This window comes from Paenibacillus dokdonensis, from assembly GCF_004916975.1.
In the GTDB taxonomy this organism is placed as follows: domain Bacteria; phylum Bacillota; class Bacilli; order Paenibacillales; family Paenibacillaceae; genus Paenibacillus_AQ; species Paenibacillus_AQ dokdonensis.
In genome coordinates, this window is sequence record NZ_STGQ01000003.1 from 822,270 (window position 1) to 837,182 (window position 14,913).

At 49.0% G+C, this 14,913-nt stretch carries 12 protein-coding genes; 3 read left to right on the top strand and 9 right to left on the bottom strand.

Going from position 1 to position 14,913, the window contains the following annotated elements:
* Positions 1-91: 91 nt before the first annotated feature.
* Entirely contained in the window at positions 92-1,375 is a 1,284-nt protein-coding gene (locus E6W40_RS27955; RefSeq protein WP_246073226.1) for a polysaccharide deacetylase family protein, read from the bottom strand.
* 138 nt (positions 1,376-1,513) lie between these two features.
* Here E6W40_RS27955 and E6W40_RS27960 point away from each other — a divergent pair, with 138 nt between their 5' ends.
* A complete protein-coding gene (locus E6W40_RS27960) occupies positions 1,514-2,170 on the top strand; it encodes a DedA family protein (RefSeq protein WP_136608835.1) in 657 nt (218 codons plus the stop codon).
* Between the two features lie 88 nt (positions 2,171-2,258).
* Here E6W40_RS27960 and E6W40_RS27965 read toward each other — a convergent pair whose 3' ends face one another.
* The 3 genes from E6W40_RS27965 to bcp all read right to left on the bottom strand — a co-directional run bounded on the left by E6W40_RS27965 (position 2,259) and on the right by bcp (position 5,064).
* The gene (locus E6W40_RS27965) at positions 2,259-3,770 is read right to left on the bottom strand and encodes a DHA2 family efflux MFS transporter permease subunit (RefSeq protein ID WP_136608836.1); all 1,512 of its coding nucleotides are present in this window, start codon (positions 3,768-3,770) and stop codon (positions 2,259-2,261) included.
* Entirely contained in the window at positions 3,767-4,246 is a 480-nt protein-coding gene (locus E6W40_RS27970) for a MarR family winged helix-turn-helix transcriptional regulator (RefSeq protein WP_168929086.1), read from the bottom strand. The genes E6W40_RS27965 and E6W40_RS27970 overlap by 4 nt, the downstream gene beginning before the upstream one ends.
* Before the next feature lie 359 nt (positions 4,247-4,605).
* Positions 4,606-5,064 carry a thioredoxin-dependent thiol peroxidase gene (bcp, locus tag E6W40_RS27975; protein ID WP_136608838.1) on the bottom strand — a complete coding sequence of 153 codons (459 nt, stop codon included), beginning with the start codon at positions 5,062-5,064 and terminating at the stop codon, positions 4,606-4,608.
* Between the two features lie 157 nt (positions 5,065-5,221).
* On the opposite strand from bcp, the gene E6W40_RS27980 reads away from it, so the two are divergent.
* On the top strand, positions 5,222-6,280 hold the full coding sequence (locus tag E6W40_RS27980; protein ID WP_136608839.1) for an LCP family protein: 1,059 nt from the start codon (positions 5,222-5,224) through the stop codon (positions 6,278-6,280).
* A gap of 43 nt (positions 6,281-6,323) precedes the next feature.
* Positions 6,324-7,643 (top strand): glutamate-1-semialdehyde 2,1-aminomutase, encoded by a 1,320-nt coding sequence (locus E6W40_RS27985; protein WP_281281522.1) that lies wholly within the window; start codon positions 6,324-6,326, stop codon positions 7,641-7,643.
* A gap of 455 nt (positions 7,644-8,098) precedes the next feature.
* Here the strand turns inward: E6W40_RS27985 and E6W40_RS27990 are convergent, their stop codons facing one another.
* The 5 genes from E6W40_RS27990 to E6W40_RS28010 all read right to left on the bottom strand — a co-directional run bounded on the left by E6W40_RS27990 (position 8,099) and on the right by E6W40_RS28010 (position 14,725).
* Positions 8,099-9,556: an ABC transporter substrate-binding protein gene (locus E6W40_RS27990; RefSeq protein WP_136608841.1), complete on the bottom strand. Its 1,458-nt coding sequence runs from the start codon at positions 9,554-9,556 to the stop codon at positions 8,099-8,101.
* A gap of 118 nt (positions 9,557-9,674) precedes the next feature.
* Positions 9,675-10,550, bottom strand: coding sequence for a carbohydrate ABC transporter permease (locus tag E6W40_RS27995; RefSeq protein ID WP_136608842.1), 876 nt, complete (start codon positions 10,548-10,550; stop codon positions 9,675-9,677).
* Between the two features lies 1 nt (position 10,551).
* Positions 10,552-11,469, bottom strand: a complete 918-nt coding sequence (locus E6W40_RS28000) for a carbohydrate ABC transporter permease (RefSeq protein ID WP_246073227.1) — start codon at positions 11,467-11,469, stop codon at positions 10,552-10,554.
* Between the two features lie 107 nt (positions 11,470-11,576).
* Positions 11,577-12,908: a response regulator gene (locus E6W40_RS28005; protein ID WP_136608843.1), complete on the bottom strand. Its 1,332-nt coding sequence runs from the start codon at positions 12,906-12,908 to the stop codon at positions 11,577-11,579.
* A gap of 17 nt (positions 12,909-12,925) precedes the next feature.
* Positions 12,926-14,725, bottom strand: coding sequence for a sensor histidine kinase (locus E6W40_RS28010; RefSeq protein ID WP_246073228.1), 1,800 nt, complete (start codon positions 14,723-14,725; stop codon positions 12,926-12,928).
* Positions 14,726-14,913: the final 188 nt, after the last annotated feature.

Consider the following 14,913-nt stretch of genomic DNA (forward strand, 5'->3'; position numbering starts at 1 on the left):
TTAGTTCCTCAAAGGAATCTATGAAATTAAGTCTCTCCATAATTGGAAGGAAGTAGACATCTCTTATTTCGGATTTCAATAGATTATGAGATTAGAATACCTTGATCCGTCGTTCCTCACCGTTCTCCGAAGCAGCAATATGCTTATACCCTGCATTATCAAAGAGATCACGGACTGGGACCCACACCGAATCATTCATATTTTTTACCACCGTAGACTGCCCCGCCTGCTTCTTGCCCAATACCATTACAGACAGTAGTCCTGATTTCGTATCGATCTGCAGCGTGGTATCTGTATCCGCCATAAGGGTTATATCCACGGTCTGCGTTTTGGCATTCCAGGCGGCGGTTCCACCAAGTCTTTCCGCTACTACGCGTACCGGTACCAGATAATGTCCATTCTCGTACCGATATTCCCCTGGCTGCAGCGTCGTCTCCTGCGGCCCCACTTCAAGCCGGAGAGGTTTACCATTCTCAAACAAAGCAGCATTGCCCGCTACATGCGACTGAACCCATTCCCCGCTTGGCGCGCTCCGCTTCAGCTGTCTTGCCTTGTTATTTACCTTGAACTGTACAGGCTCTTCCTCCGGAGAAAGAATTCCGAACTGATAGCCCTTTGCCTGATACCAGGATATGATCTTCGGCAGTGCCTTCACGCTCTCGCCATGACCGCTTCCGTCATGCATCAGCAGCACAACCTTATCCGATTTTACCGGTGTTTCGGCACCCTTAATGATCTCAGAAGCAGGCACTCCCCGGCGCTTGGAATCACCGCTGTCCACATTCCAATCGGTAACGATGTATCCTCCTTGCTTTAATAGACTAAAATAAGTATCATCGAAGTGCCCGGCTGTCCCCCCTGGAGCTCTGACCAATTGCGGACGGACACCGGTAATCCGGTTTACCTCTTCTTCCGTTTTCTTAATCTGGTCCCAGAAGACAGGAAATCCGCGATAAAGTTCGGTATAATTATGATCGTACGTATGATTGCCAATGGCATGTCCTTCTTCAAAAGTACGCTGCAGCAGCTCAGGATAACGCTTGACCTGCTCACCGAGGACGAAGAAGGTCGCATGTATATTATTTTTTTTCAAAATATCAAGTACCTCGCCGGTTAATGCACTCGGTCCATCGTCAAACGTAAGGTAGACCGTTTTGCCGCTTGCAGCTGATACAGGTTTGATTGTGGGAGATGATGATGAATACAGCAGTTCAACCTGCTGCTGACTCGCCGACAGTTCCGGAGCTTTCGCATCTGCCGGTTGTGGAGGCCAAGGAAACGAGCCTTCTCCGAAAAATGAAAAGAGCATAAACAACAGCACTGCAAGTCCACAGCAAGCCGCTCTTTTTTTGCTATCAAACAATCTTTTAAACATGACGAATACCTCCACTATTTCTATGAATTCTGCTTTCTGGTAGATTATATGGTGGAAGGCTTGAAAATAGACTTTGAGTCTGTACTTTTTAAAGCAAAAGAGGCAAGCACAACTTGGATCTGGTTTGGAGTGAGTCCGTTGGAACTACTGAAGTGGATACAGCTATTGTTTGGCGATTACGGCTATGTCGTATTATTTTTTGGACTGGTACTGGAGTTCATCGCACTCCCCTTTCCCGGGGAAACAACGATGGCGTATGCGGGGTATCTCTCCTATGCGGGGAAATTGCATTTTGGCTGGCTGCTCATACTCGCATTCCTTGGCACCACCATCGGCATTACGATAACGTATTTTATTGGTCTGAAGGCAGGGCTGCCTTTCATTCAGCGTTATGGAAAATGGGTGCTGCTGTCTGAGCACAAGCTTGAACGCGCGCAAAAGTGGTTCAACAAATACGGTCAAAGCCTGGTTTTCCTTGGTTATTTCATTCCAGGCGTACGTCATTTCACCGGATATTTTGCCGGGATGATCAATCTTTCCTTTCGCAAGTTCGCCTTGTATGCATATAGCGGGGCCCTTCTGTGGGTCGTTCTTTTCATAAGCATTGGCAAGCTGTTCGGACCACAGTGGAATCTGGTCTTTCATACCGTGGAAAAATACTCGATATGGGTGGTTGGCGCCATTATCCTGCTCGCTCTGATCTTACTGATCTACCGATACAGAAATTCTTTGCTGTTCTCCAAGATCATGCGCAAGCTAAAGGCCAAGCCCGTATCCAAAACACGCCAAAATTAAATGTTATAAAAATAGAGAAAAGACGCAACCCGCTGTTCGCAGGTGCGTCTTTTTTAGGTGTAACCATATTTTATAAGCTATCCGTTCATTACCCTTCGGCTTTTACGGTTCCGCCCACTTTGTTCATTTCTACTTTCAGGTTTTCCTCTTCCGGCTTCGTCTTCTTGATAAAGAAGGCCAGAATCAATGCAGCAACACTCAACCATGTAGCAATATTAAATGCATCGTTAATGCCGTGAACCATGGATTGTGCAGTCAATGCGCCCATTTGCGCCTTATCGGTCGCTTTGGCAGCGCCGGCTTTAATACCCTCGGTTACATAATGCTTCGTTTGAGAAGTCATTACCGTTACCAGGATCGCTGTACCAATGGAACCGGAGATCGTACGCAGCGTATTGGACATTGCTGTACCATGCGCATTCATGCTTCGCGGCAGCTGATTCAGACCTGCGGTCTGGATCGGCATCATCATGAGTGACATACCAAACATGCGGACCGTATAAATGATCATCATGTGCGAGTACGACGTATCTACGGTCAGCTGACTGAATTCATAGGTCATTGCGACCGTGATCAAAAGACCGATGACAGATAGCCATCTGGCACCGATTTTATCGAATATCGCTCCCGTGATCGGGGACATAATCCCCATCAGGATAGCACCTGGAAGCATCATCAAGCCGGACTCCATCGGTGTAAACATGCGAATGTTCTGCAGGAACAGCGGCATCAAAATCATACCTGCGTACATCGCCATCGTTACAATCACGTTAATGATCGTCGTCAGCGTAAACATATTATATTTGAAAATCCGGAATTCGAGCATAGGAGCCTTGGACAACAGCTGTTTCCATACGAATGCAATTAGAGCCACTGTACCGATAACGAGCGTCCAAATGACCCGCGGGCTGTTCCAGCCGTCGGTACCTGCGTCACTGAATCCATACAGGAGTCCGCCAAAACCGATCGTGGACAGGATAACAGAGATCGCATCGAATCTCGGCTTGGTTACCTTTGTTACGTTTTTCAAGAAGAAAATACCGATTAAGGTTGCAATGACGGCAAAAGGCAAAATGATATAGAACAGGATACGCCAAGAATGATGTTCAACAACATAACCGGACAATGTAGGCCCAATCGCTGGTGCCAAAATCATGGCAATCCCCATCATGCCCATGGCCGATCCGCGTTTCTCAATCGGGAAGATGTTCAGGAATACGACCGTCATCAGCGGCATCAGAATACCTGCACCACCGGCTTGAATCAAACGGCCAATCATTAGTATGGCAAAGGATGGCGATAAGGCGCATATCAACGTTCCTATCGAGAACAACGACATGGCCGAAATAAATAACTGCCTTGTTGTAAACCTTGCAATCAGAAATGCGGTGACAGGAATCAAAACACCATTGACCAACATATAGCCTGTGGTAAGCCATTGTCCCGTGTTAGCCTGAATTCCAAGATCATCCATAATCTTAGGCAGGGCAACATTCATAAGCGTCTGATTCAGAAACGCTACAAACGCGCCGATGAGCAATGCGGCGATAATCGGCCCTTTCTTAATATGCTCTATAGACTGAGCTTGGCTGCTATTCATAATGTACTTCTCTCTCTCCCTTTATGTGATAATATGTCGATAATCTGTTGATGTGTGTCGAGCAAATGACGCCGGTCCTCTTCTCTGATAAGTAAGAGCGGATCCAGATAGTCACTGCATGTTTCTTCTGTGCGCTTTCGCAATTCATCCCCTTCCTCTGTGTTCCTCAGCGTGATGGATCTTCGATCTGTCTCGGAGCGTTTGCGTTCAACCATCCCCGCTTTAACAAGCCGATCCACAACACCGCTGGTCGTGCTGTTTCCTATAAGAATGAAATCTGCCAGCTCAGTGAGTCCGATATCCGGATGATCACGGAGTGTTCGCAGCACTAGATATTGAATCCAGGTGGTTCCAAGCGTCCCCGCATCCTTCCAAAACAACTGGTAAAAGCTCAGATGCACTTGGCGAAAAGAGTACAACAATTCTAGAATGTGTTCCTGCGAATCCAAAACCAATTCACCCTGTTTCTTAATCAATTCCATATCCTAATATTTCGCATACGAATTAGTTTAATGCCAACATGTTTTCATGTCAATATAAATATACGAATAAATTTACATATGTTTTTGCATAGATATTTCATAAATTCATGTAAGGATGATCCGTCAAGGCATGAATACGCTGACCAGTCATTTTTATAGATAGGTCACGATATACATCAAGTAGCATATCTTCAAAAAGCAGATCAACGATATTACACTTCGAATATTCTAAGTTCATATTTGATATGCAGACCCCGAAATGTTTTCCAGATGAGCTGTAAACGCGAAAAAGCCCGGCAGCATTCCTTATTAAGGAAAGCCGACGGGATTTACCCAGTTTTTCGCTATATGGATTAAAGAGCAGACAAAATATCATCGGTATGTCCTGCTACTCTAACTTTTCTCCATTCTTTCAGGAGTTTCCCATCCTCATCAATAAGAAAGGTGGAGCGGACAATTCCTTCATACTCACGTCCATACATCTTTTTGAGCTGCCATACGCCATACAGCTCACTGACTTTGTGTTCCTCATCTGACAGCAGGAGAAAAGGCAGTTCGTATTTATTTGCGAATTTACCGTGGGATTTAACTGGATCGGGGCTTACACCGAGCAGGGTAACCCCCTTTTCTTCCAATATATGATGGGAATCACGGAAGCTGCAGGCCTCCTGCGTGCAGCTCGGCGTCATATCTTTCGGATAAAAATACAATACGACTTTACGGCCGCGATAGCTGCTTAGCGTGACTTCTTCTCCATTCGATGCGGGAAGCGTAAAGTCAGGCACCTCTTGCCCGATTATAAGTTCAGTCATGATTCATTCGTCTCCTTTCGACAATGGATAGATGCTGGATGCTAACGTAAAATTGATTGTATCCACAAAAAAAATTATAATAAATGAATCCTTAACCTACAAATGTCGAAACAGACAACAAGCTCCTTTATCAGGATAATTGAAAGGAAGAGAAGGAATGACCTTAAGGAAGAAAACGATATTGTGGATTATAGCCATCATTTTGGTAGCTGTGATCGGCTACGCTGTATATTATTTCACTTCGATTTATAGTGGTTTGCAAGGCCTGCAAAAAACCGGAGAAGCGTCTCCATTCAAAAACGTAACCCCCGTCGAAGTCAAGGTTCCCGATCCTCCCAAATGGGAAGGTACCGAGCCTGTTAACATTCTACTCATGGGCGTAGACGCGCGTGGTCTCAAAGAAGGTGAAGTTCCGAGATCCGACAGCATGATGGTTGCTTCTCTTGATCCCGTCAAAAAGCGGATTAATCTGTTCTCTATTCTGCGCGATACGTACACGGATATTCCAGAACACGGGAAAGACCGCATCAACACAGCGATTACCCATGGTCCGAATACGGCCATGAAAGCCGTCGGCGACCTGCTCGGTATTCAAATCCAGTATTATGTCTACACCGATTTCCAGGGCTTTATCAAGCTTGTGGACGCAGTCGGTGGCGTCGATTTCTATGTAGAAAAGGATATGTACTATCCGAGTGCCGCAGATAAGCATGAGTATGATATCAATTTGAAGCAGGGCAATCAGCATCTGGATGGCAACACTGCGCTCCAATATGTGCGCTTCCGTCATGATGCTACCTCTGACTTCACCCGTACCGAGCGGCAGCGCGCCTTTTTGAAGGCTGTTGCCGAGAAAATGCAGTCCACTACTTCCATCATGAAGCTTCCCGATATTCTGGAAGGCGTCAGTCCGTATATTGACACCAACTTGTCGGTCAACGATATGTGGAAGCTGGCAACTGTCGGCTACAAGAGCCAGATGGCCAGCAGTGAGCAGATTCCTCCGATGAAGCTCCTGAAAGAGAAAACCATTGGCGGCGCGGCTGTATTGACTGTATCGAGTGAGACGGCGCTGAAGGATTATATTAAGGATATCTTCAACAAACCGGCGCCGGTACCGGTCTCAAGCGATGGTAAAACCGAATCCGAAACAAACAGCACAACTACCCAGGACACTTCGTCCGGAAGCAAAAATAGCAGTACGGGCAGCAATTAAGGCTGCCCGCCTGCTTTTAATGAGGAAAGGAAGTTGAATCAACATGAATCGTTCACGTTCTGAACAGCTTTACCAAGAAGCATTACAGCACATCGTCGGAGGCGTCAACAGCCCTTCCCGCTCATTCAAGGCGGTAGGCGGCGGGGCGCCTGTATTTATGAAGCGGGCAAACGGAGCCTATTTCTGGGATGAGGATGATAACCGCTATATAGATTATCTGGCTGCTTACGGCCCAATCATCACTGGACATGCCCATCCTCATATTACGGCAGCCATTACACAAGCAGCTGCAAACGGCACGCTGTATGGTACACCAACAGAGCTTGAGATCAAGCTTGCCAAAATGCTGAAGGAAGCCATTCCTTCCATGGACAAGGTCCGTTTTGTCAATTCCGGCACGGAGGCCGTAATGACGACCATCCGTGTTGCACGCGCTTTTACCAAACGAAACAAGATCATCAAATTCGCAGGCTGCTACCACGGCCACTCTGATCTGGTGCTGGTAGCTGCCGGTTCAGGTCCTTCCACGCTTGGCATTCCGGACAGCGCCGGGATACCAACAAGCATCGCCCAGGAAGTCATTACGGTTCCATTCAATGACCTCGAAGCCCTTCAAGCGGCTCTGACCAAATGGGGCGACGATGTCGCTGCTGTCATGGTGGAGCCGATTGTCGGCAACTTCGGTATGGTTATGCCTGCAAAGGGCTTCCTCGAAGGCCTTTGCCAAATGACACATGATAACGGGTCACTCGTGATTTATGACGAAGTGATCACCGCATTCCGATTCCATTATGGCTCTACCCAAACCTTTGCCGGTTTGGACAACCATGAGGCGATCAAGCCTGATCTGACCGCCCTTGGTAAAATCATCGGCGGCGGACTGCCGATCGGTGCTTATGGCGGCAGCAAAGAGGTTATGGAACAGGTTGCTCCACTCGGCCCGGCTTACCAGGCTGGAACCATGGCCGGCAACCCGGCTTCCATCGCTGCCGGCATTGCTTGCCTGGAAGTCCTTCAAGGTGAAGGCGTCTACGAAGAAATGAACCGGCTTGCCATTAAGCTTGCCGATGGACTTCAAGCTTCCGCTGACCGTCACGGCGTGGCACTGACCATTAACCGTATCCGCGGTTCCCTGTCCACACATTTCTGCGATCATCCGGTCACCAATTATGAAGAAGCGCAGGATACGGACGGCGAGGCTTTTGCTGCATTCTTCCGCCACATGCTTGACCGGAATATCAATCTGGCACCTTCCAAGTATGAAGCCTGGTTCCTGACAACGGCGCATACGGATGAGGATGTCGATGTTACGCTCGCCGCTGCGGAGGAGTCATTCCGTGAGATGGGCAAGGAACGTAAGTAATCAAAAAGCGAAGCCAAACAGTTATAACTTTGCTAGAAATAAAAGGAACTGTCTCAAAGGCCGAACGGTCTGAGGCAGTTCCTTTTTTTTGTTGGTCGGCGCTCCGCGAACGAAGCATTCCTGCCATCGCTGTTGCCCCCAAGTATCATGAATTTATTATTAATTGGTAGATATCTTGGAGACAAAGGCGAACGCTAGCGCTTGTTCGGAATTGCTTCGTCCTCTCCGTTCTGGAGGACGCTGCGGGAATGAACGTTGCTTCGATCGCTGTTGTCATCGGATTCTTTTTAAAGATTATTTATGGGTATGATCCGATGACAAAGGCGACCGCTCCGCTCCTCCGCAATCGTTCATTCCCTCCGCTACTTGTGTGCTACTAGATCATTCTGCATACAAACAAAGGCTCCTCAAAGTCAGAGACGACTTTGAGGAGCCTTTTTCAAACACCATAACGCTTATTGCGCAGCTTTGATATTGTCAAAAAACTTCGTTTGCACGGTTTTGGCCGTTGCATCCAGTTGTGCCTTGGAATCCGTACCTTTCTTCGAGAAGGATTCCTGCACGACGTTGGACATCGCGCCGTAGTAATCCTGCGTGCCGTACTGGGCCTCAGGCTTGCCATCGATCAGGCTCAGCATCTTGGCGTCGTAACGGTATACGTTGTCGTATTTGTCGTAGATGGCATTCACTTTAGTCGCGTATTCGGAATTGTCGCTGAAGTAGTTCAGCGGAGCAGGCACATAGTATTTGTTTTTGTCCTTACGCTCCTGGATGTTGGCATCCAGCGCTTCGATACCCTTGTCGGTGAAGTAATCAAACGTGATATAGCGGAACGCGATTTCCTGTTCGTCCTTCGAAGCATTCGGGTTGATCACCAGATAGTTTCCGCCGAGAATACCGATGTGCTTGCCGCCTTTTTCCGCAGCAGGCATTGGATACGCGATCACGTTCTCCGGCTTGAGTCCGCCTTGGTTCAAGGCAGAGTCCACAATGTCGAATGCGCCGGCGATCACCATTGCCGTACGGCCCTGCTGGAATGCGCTGATCGCATCGCCCCATCCAAGCGCCCAGTCTTGAGGAATTGCATTAGCTTCCCATCTCAGCTTCTTATAGAAGTCGAGCGCTTTAATGCCTGCATCGGAATTAAACATTGCCGTATATTTTCCGTTGTCGTTCTTTTGGATTTCGCCGCCGGCTTCGAACAGGAAGTTCGTCCAGTTCCAACCGGATTCATTGCCTTTACCCATTGGAGCAATACCGGAAATGCCTTTTTTGGCGTCGGTCGCGCCTTTGGCAACGTTATACATATCGTCCCAAGTCCAGTCCATATCGGGCACCGGAACCTGCTTCGCATCCAGCAGCCCTTTGTTGATGACTGTGGAGGTCACGTAGCCGTTTTGCGTGATGCCGTACACTTTGCCGTCAACGATGAACTGGTTTTGCAGGAGCGGGTTCATCTCGTCCTTGTACTCCCAGCTGTTGTAGAGCTCGCTGATGTCCGCAACCCAGCCATGCTCGACCAGCATCTGGGCTTCCGTTGCGAACGTATTGTAGAATGTTGGCGCTTCGTTCGAAGCCATTTTAATGCCGATTTCATTCACGTTGTACTGCCAGTCGTCCTTCACGATCGTCACGTTCGGGTATTTTTCGTTGAAGCGTTTGATTTTATCGTCTTCCTGCGCTCTGGCTTCCTTCTGGTCAGGCAGCGGGTAGTGGATCTTGATCGTGACTTTTTTCGTGGTAATATCATCCGTTTTGGCAGGCTCTTCGGATTTGTTACCCGTATCCGTCGTGCCTTGCGATCCTTGATTATCGGCCGGTTTAGGGTCTCCCGCCGTTTTGTTGCCGCTGCACGCAGCCAGCATCGATGCGGAAAGCACGAGACTGACGAGCACTATTGATAACTTACGCATTGAAACTCCCCTTTTCGCTATTAAGTGTTGTTACTCTTTCATCATAAGAGAGGAACCGCAATCTAACGATGTGTAATCTTATGGCCTTCGTGTGCAGGCCTACGATGTTGACATCGGGCTACCCTTTTACCGCAGACAGGTTCACGCTGCGCATGATAAACCGCTGGAATACGAGAAAGACGAGAATCGGCGGCAACATGACCATAAACAGGATCGTGAATTTAATGCTGTTGTCCATGCTGCGGGCGTTGATGACATATTTGTAGATGGCGGTCGCCAAGGTATATTTCTCCTCGCTGTGGAGCACCAGAGAAGGCCAGAACCAGTCATTCCACGCCCCCGAGAAAATAAAGATCGCCAGCGTCGCGAAGATCGGTACCGACAGCGGAACCGCGATGCGGACATAGCTCGTGATCTCGGATGCTCCGTCGATGCGCGCCGCCTCAAAAATCTCCGGATGGATACCGTCGAAAAAGTTCTTCATCAGCAGGAAGTAATACGCGCTCGCCCCCGCCGGGAGCCAAAACGCCCAGAAGGTGTTCAGCAGCCCGAGATCCTTCAGGTTCACGAAATTCGGAATCATGTAGCTCGAGGCCGGAATAAACAAAGTCATCAGAATAAAAAAGTAGATCGCCCGGTAATACGGTACCTTCAGGCGCGAAATGCTGAAGGAGGCCAGACCGAGCACAAAAATCGTCATGAACAGGTTGCCGACGAAGACGAATATCGTATTCTTCAGAAACATCGGCAGGTTGATGTACTCCCAGCCTTCCTTAAAGTTACTCCAGTTCCAGGTTTCCGGGAAGAAATGCGGCGGGAACGTGTTGACCTCCTGGTTTGTTTTCAAGCCGTTAAACATCGTCATCAGAATCGGATACAGCATCGTAACGATCATAACGAGGATGCACAGAAACATGATGCCGTACACAACCCGGTTTAAAGGCTTTTTCAGATCGGAATCCGACAGGATGCCGCGTTCATGCTGCTTGCTCATATCAGTATTCCTCCTTGTTCAGCTTGTATTGAAACAGCCCTACAAGGCTGAGCACGACGAACATCAGCATGCCAAGCGCCGTGGCCGTGCCGTAATCCAGACGCGTAAAAGCGTATCTTACGATCAAAAGCGAATAGGTCAAGGTCGCGTTATTCGGTCCGCCGTCAAGCAGCGCGAGCTGCGACTGGTAAGACTGCGACGTGCCGATCACCTGCAAAATAAGCATCAAAACGATCAAGCTGCGCAAGGACGGAAGCGTGATATACCGGATGCGGTTCCACACCCCTGCCCCGTCGATCTCGGCCGCCTCGTACCAATCCCGCGGAATGCTGAGCACGCCTGCCAGATAGATCAGCATCGCCGAACCGAATTGCTGCCATGTCTCCATAAATACGATCGCGATCATCGACCATTTGCTGTCCGAAATAAACGAAACCGAATCGACGCCGAGCGCGCTCAGCAGCCCGTTGATCGGACCGACCGGATCATACATCCATCTCCACATGCCGTACAGCACCACGCCCGGAACGACGAAAGGCAGATAAGCGGCGATGCGCGCAATGCCCTGGAATCTGCGCAGCTCCGAAATCGCGATCGAGGCGACGATCGGCACCCAGAATCCCATGATCATCGTCAGCAGCATGTAATAGAGCGTATTTTTAACCGCCGTCCACACATCGGGATCATGAAACACCCGTACATAGTTGTCCAGTCCGACGAACGTGTTGCCCTTTACAAAGTCGATACTGTAGAAACTGTACAAAGCCCCTTTGGCAATCGGCACCCATAAAAACAAAATGAAAATCACAACAGCCGGCAGCAGAAACATGTATCCCCAAAAGTGCTTTGTAAAGCGTCCTTTTCTTTTGGGTGATTTGTTCTCTATAACCGGCTGCAGCACTGCTCCTGGCTCCCCCATTTTTCTCCCTCATTCCTTGTTGATTTCAAGCTTATTTTCATTGTAGAAAAGGAGGATGCCTTGGAACATGTCTAGTTCTATGCGAATGATGGTTGATCTTACTTCTTCTATTTTTTGAGGTCGCTTGGGCTGACCCCGTAATACTTTTTAAAAATCTTGCTGAAATGCTCCGGAGACTCGTAGCCGACCCGCTCGGCAATCTCGTAGCGGCGCAGATCGGTATGCAGCAGCAGCGACCGGCTCTCCTCCATCCGCAGCTTGACCACGTATTCCCAGAGATTGAAACCGGTAATCTTCTTGAACAGGTAGCTCAAATAGTTCGGACTGACATGATTCCGTTTGGCAACCTCATGAATGGTGAGTCCCTTTTGGCTGTAGTTTTCTTCGATATAGGTCTTCGCCTGCTCCACGATCCGGTTGCTTTGGGTCGATAGCTCTTCGGCGTTCGGATCGCGGGCGTAGTTATGCCAGCTGAAATCCCCGTAGTAAAAGACATGGTAATCGCCGTGCTCGCTGGTCCAAATCATCGCCTTGTCGGCCTGGCGGCTGAGCACGTTCACGAACTGCAGACCTTTTAAAATCTGGCTGATGCCTACCGTGCACTCGATTTTCAAATACTTGCCTATATGATGGTGCATGCTCCGGCTGATCATCTCGAGCTGGCTGATCCGGTTCGAATGCTGCTCCGCATACTCCGCTTCACTCCACTGGACAAGTATATTTATGCTGCGGTCCGGCGCATAGAACACCTGCGCGTTCAGCTCCTGATCCAGCAGCTCCTTGATAATATTGAGCGAAGCATACTGCATGAGCGGGATATCCTTCTCCGGGAACGGGCTCTCGCCGTTTGCCGCGATCAGCGCCAGTTTAACCTTAATCACGGCGAAATAAGGTCCTGTAATCCCGATATTTTCATAATACGATTGCATGGGATAAGGCCCATCCGGATGTTCTACCGTCTCGGCGAGCAGCCGGTTCAGCGGCTCGCTGGATTCCGGCTGCGGCTCCTCCATGCGGAAATCCTCGTGCCCGGCCGAAAGCACCTCTTCCGTGCGGGGCAGCGGTTTATCCATTTTCAGCAGCACGCTGCGGACCGAGTCCAGGAACTGCTCGCTATTGAGCGGCTTGATCAAATAATCACGCGCGCCCAGGCGGATCGCCATCTGCGCATATTGAAAGGTTTCATGGGCGGATATGATGATGGTCTGCACCCAAGGCTTGACGATCTTCGCCTGGTGCATCAGCTCGATGCCGTTCATTTCCCCCATCTGGATGTCCGTGATGAGCAGATCGATATTCTCCATCCGGATGTAATCCAGCGCTTCTTCGCCGCTCGTGGCGGTAATGATTTTGCCGATGCCGAGTCCCGAAGCATTCAATAGCCCTGCCAGACCTTTGCAAATCAACGGTTCGTCATCCACGACTAAAATGTTGTACATGTCTCTCGTTCCTCCCTTTAATCGTCCTGCCGGGTGATCAGCAGCGATACCGTTACTGTCGTTCCCCCTTCGGTCCGCCCTTCATAGGCCAGTCCGTATTCAGGTCCGTAATGCAGCTGCAGGCGCTGATGAATGTTTCGGATGCCGTAGCCCGTCGGCGAATTCGACGAGTCATCGCTAAGCACCTTGCGGATCGCATCATAGTCGACGTTCTTGAAACCGTTGTCGGAAATGCGGATGTACAGCACACCCTGGCTCTCTTCGGCAATAATCCGGATTTCCCCGTCCTCACCCATATTTTTAATGCCATGAATGATACCGTTTTCTATCAGAGGCTGCAGCGTGATTTTCGGTATGTTGACCGAATACAGATGCTCGGGAATGTCCATTTCTACGCGGAAGGCATAGTCGTAGCGGTTCTGCTGCAGCTTGATATAAGCCGTGGCATGCTCAAGCTCCTCCTCCAGCGTAATCAGCTCCCGGCCGCGGCTGAGACTGATTTTCATCAATTTGGATAAATCCTTGATCATGTCGGCGGAAACGGTATTCCCCTCCATCGTGCTTTTCCAGTAGATGCTCTCCAGCGTATTGTACAAGAGATGCGGATTAATCTGCTGGTACAGAAGCGAAAGCTGCGTTTCCTTCTGCTTCAAATCCATGTTGTATTTATAATGAATGAGATCATTCAGCCTGCGTGCCATGTCATAGATCGTCGAGATCAGCACGCTGACCTCGTCGCTGCGCTTCCTGTACGGGGACTGAGGCACGATGTTACCGGGTTCATACCTGCGGACGAAGAAGACAAGCTTCTGGAGCGGCGTCATGAGCGATCGCCAGAAATACAAAATAATAATCAATCCGACGATGAAATAAGCGATCGAAATGACCAGAATGACCCGCTTGATTTCGTTTTGCTGCTGAAGCAGCGCTTTGACGGGCACCTTGTAGATCAGCTTCTGCTGAAGCACATAATTATAATCGGCCACATAAATGAAATCTTTCGTGATGACATCCTTCACGCCGATGGCCGATCTGCCGGGATCTAGCTCCGGCGGCAGCTCGAGCACGCCTTCTCTCCCTGCTTCCGTCGTCGTGAGAATGTGATCCTGCCAATCTGTGAAATAGATCTCACCTTCGGGAAGCGAGACCGTTTTCAAAGATTCGGCAATTCGGGCATCCACGTTGGATACGGCCAGGACACCGATCGTTCCGCCCTGGTAGATATTGTTGATCGCCCGCACGTAAAGGAGCGTCTTCTGATCCTTCTGCCCTTTTACCGGAGGCGAGAGATGATTCGTCAGCTTCAAATAACCGTTCCCCTTGCGGGAGACGGCTTCGTCGAACCATTCCGGCTTTTCCTTGTCGTTAGAGAAAAAATACACACCCGACTTTTTGGATTCCGGATAATAGGGTGCAAAAAAATAAGCGTTGTCCGGATCATACACGTAAAGCGAATAATACAGCGGCTCCCGCTCATCGGTTTCCTGCGAATATGTACTCAGCATGACTTCGATTTTTTCGTAATTCTTCACGCGGGCGAGGATCGCCTCATCTTTGGTCGTGCCCAGCTGCTGGATCATGGAATTTTGAAACACGGTCGAAGTGACCTTGTTGATCGTTTCGATGTCCCTGCTGATCAGCTTGAAATTTTGCTTATTCAGCTCGATATACGCGTTGGTCACATGCCGCTTCAAAATTTGCCCCGCTTTGTTGTTGCCATAAGCGTTCAGGATGAAAAGCGGAATCACGAGAACAAGAAAAAGCAGGATTAGCTGCTGCTTGACGTTCATTTTCGTAAATGGGTTCTGAAGCTTCATTCGCCATAAACACCTCCGGCTTCTTTCAATATAGCAGTTCTAAAATAGTGCAAGTATGTGCATCTCTACGTTAATCATGGGCATTTGTAAGATCAAGCACTGAACGCATTGGGGTTTACAGGAAATGTAACTCCAGAACTCTAGTGTAAGGCATTATTCCCGGCTTGCCAGTATATTTTTATGGGGAA

Bases quoted from the DNA above. Each gene is read 5' to 3' on its own strand.
- E6W40_RS27955 (WP_246073226.1), bottom strand. From the start codon at position 1,375: ATGTTTAAAAGATTGTTTGATAGCAAAAAAAGAGCGGCTTGCTGTGGA.
- E6W40_RS27965 (WP_136608836.1), bottom strand. From the start codon at position 3,770: ATGAATAGCAGCCAAGCTCAGTCTATAGAGCATATTAAGAAAGGGCCG.
- bcp (WP_136608838.1), bottom strand. From the start codon at position 5,064: ATGACTGAACTTATAATCGGGCAAGAGGTGCCTGACTTTACGCTTCCC.
- E6W40_RS27980 (WP_136608839.1), top strand. From the start codon at position 5,222: ATGACCTTAAGGAAGAAAACGATATTGTGGATTATAGCCATCATTTTG.
- E6W40_RS27985 (WP_281281522.1), top strand. From the start codon at position 6,324: ATGAATCGTTCACGTTCTGAACAGCTTTACCAAGAAGCATTACAGCAC.
- E6W40_RS27990 (WP_136608841.1), bottom strand. From the start codon at position 9,556: ATGCGTAAGTTATCAATAGTGCTCGTCAGTCTCGTGCTTTCCGCATCG.
- E6W40_RS27995 (WP_136608842.1), bottom strand. From the start codon at position 10,550: ATGAGCAAGCAGCATGAACGCGGCATCCTGTCGGATTCCGATCTGAAA.
- E6W40_RS28000 (WP_246073227.1), bottom strand. From the start codon at position 11,469: ATGGGGGAGCCAGGAGCAGTGCTGCAGCCGGTTATAGAGAACAAATCA.
- E6W40_RS28005 (WP_136608843.1), bottom strand. From the start codon at position 12,908: ATGTACAACATTTTAGTCGTGGATGACGAACCGTTGATTTGCAAAGGT.
- E6W40_RS28010 (WP_246073228.1), bottom strand. From the start codon at position 14,725: ATGAAGCTTCAGAACCCATTTACGAAAATGAACGTCAAGCAGCAGCTA.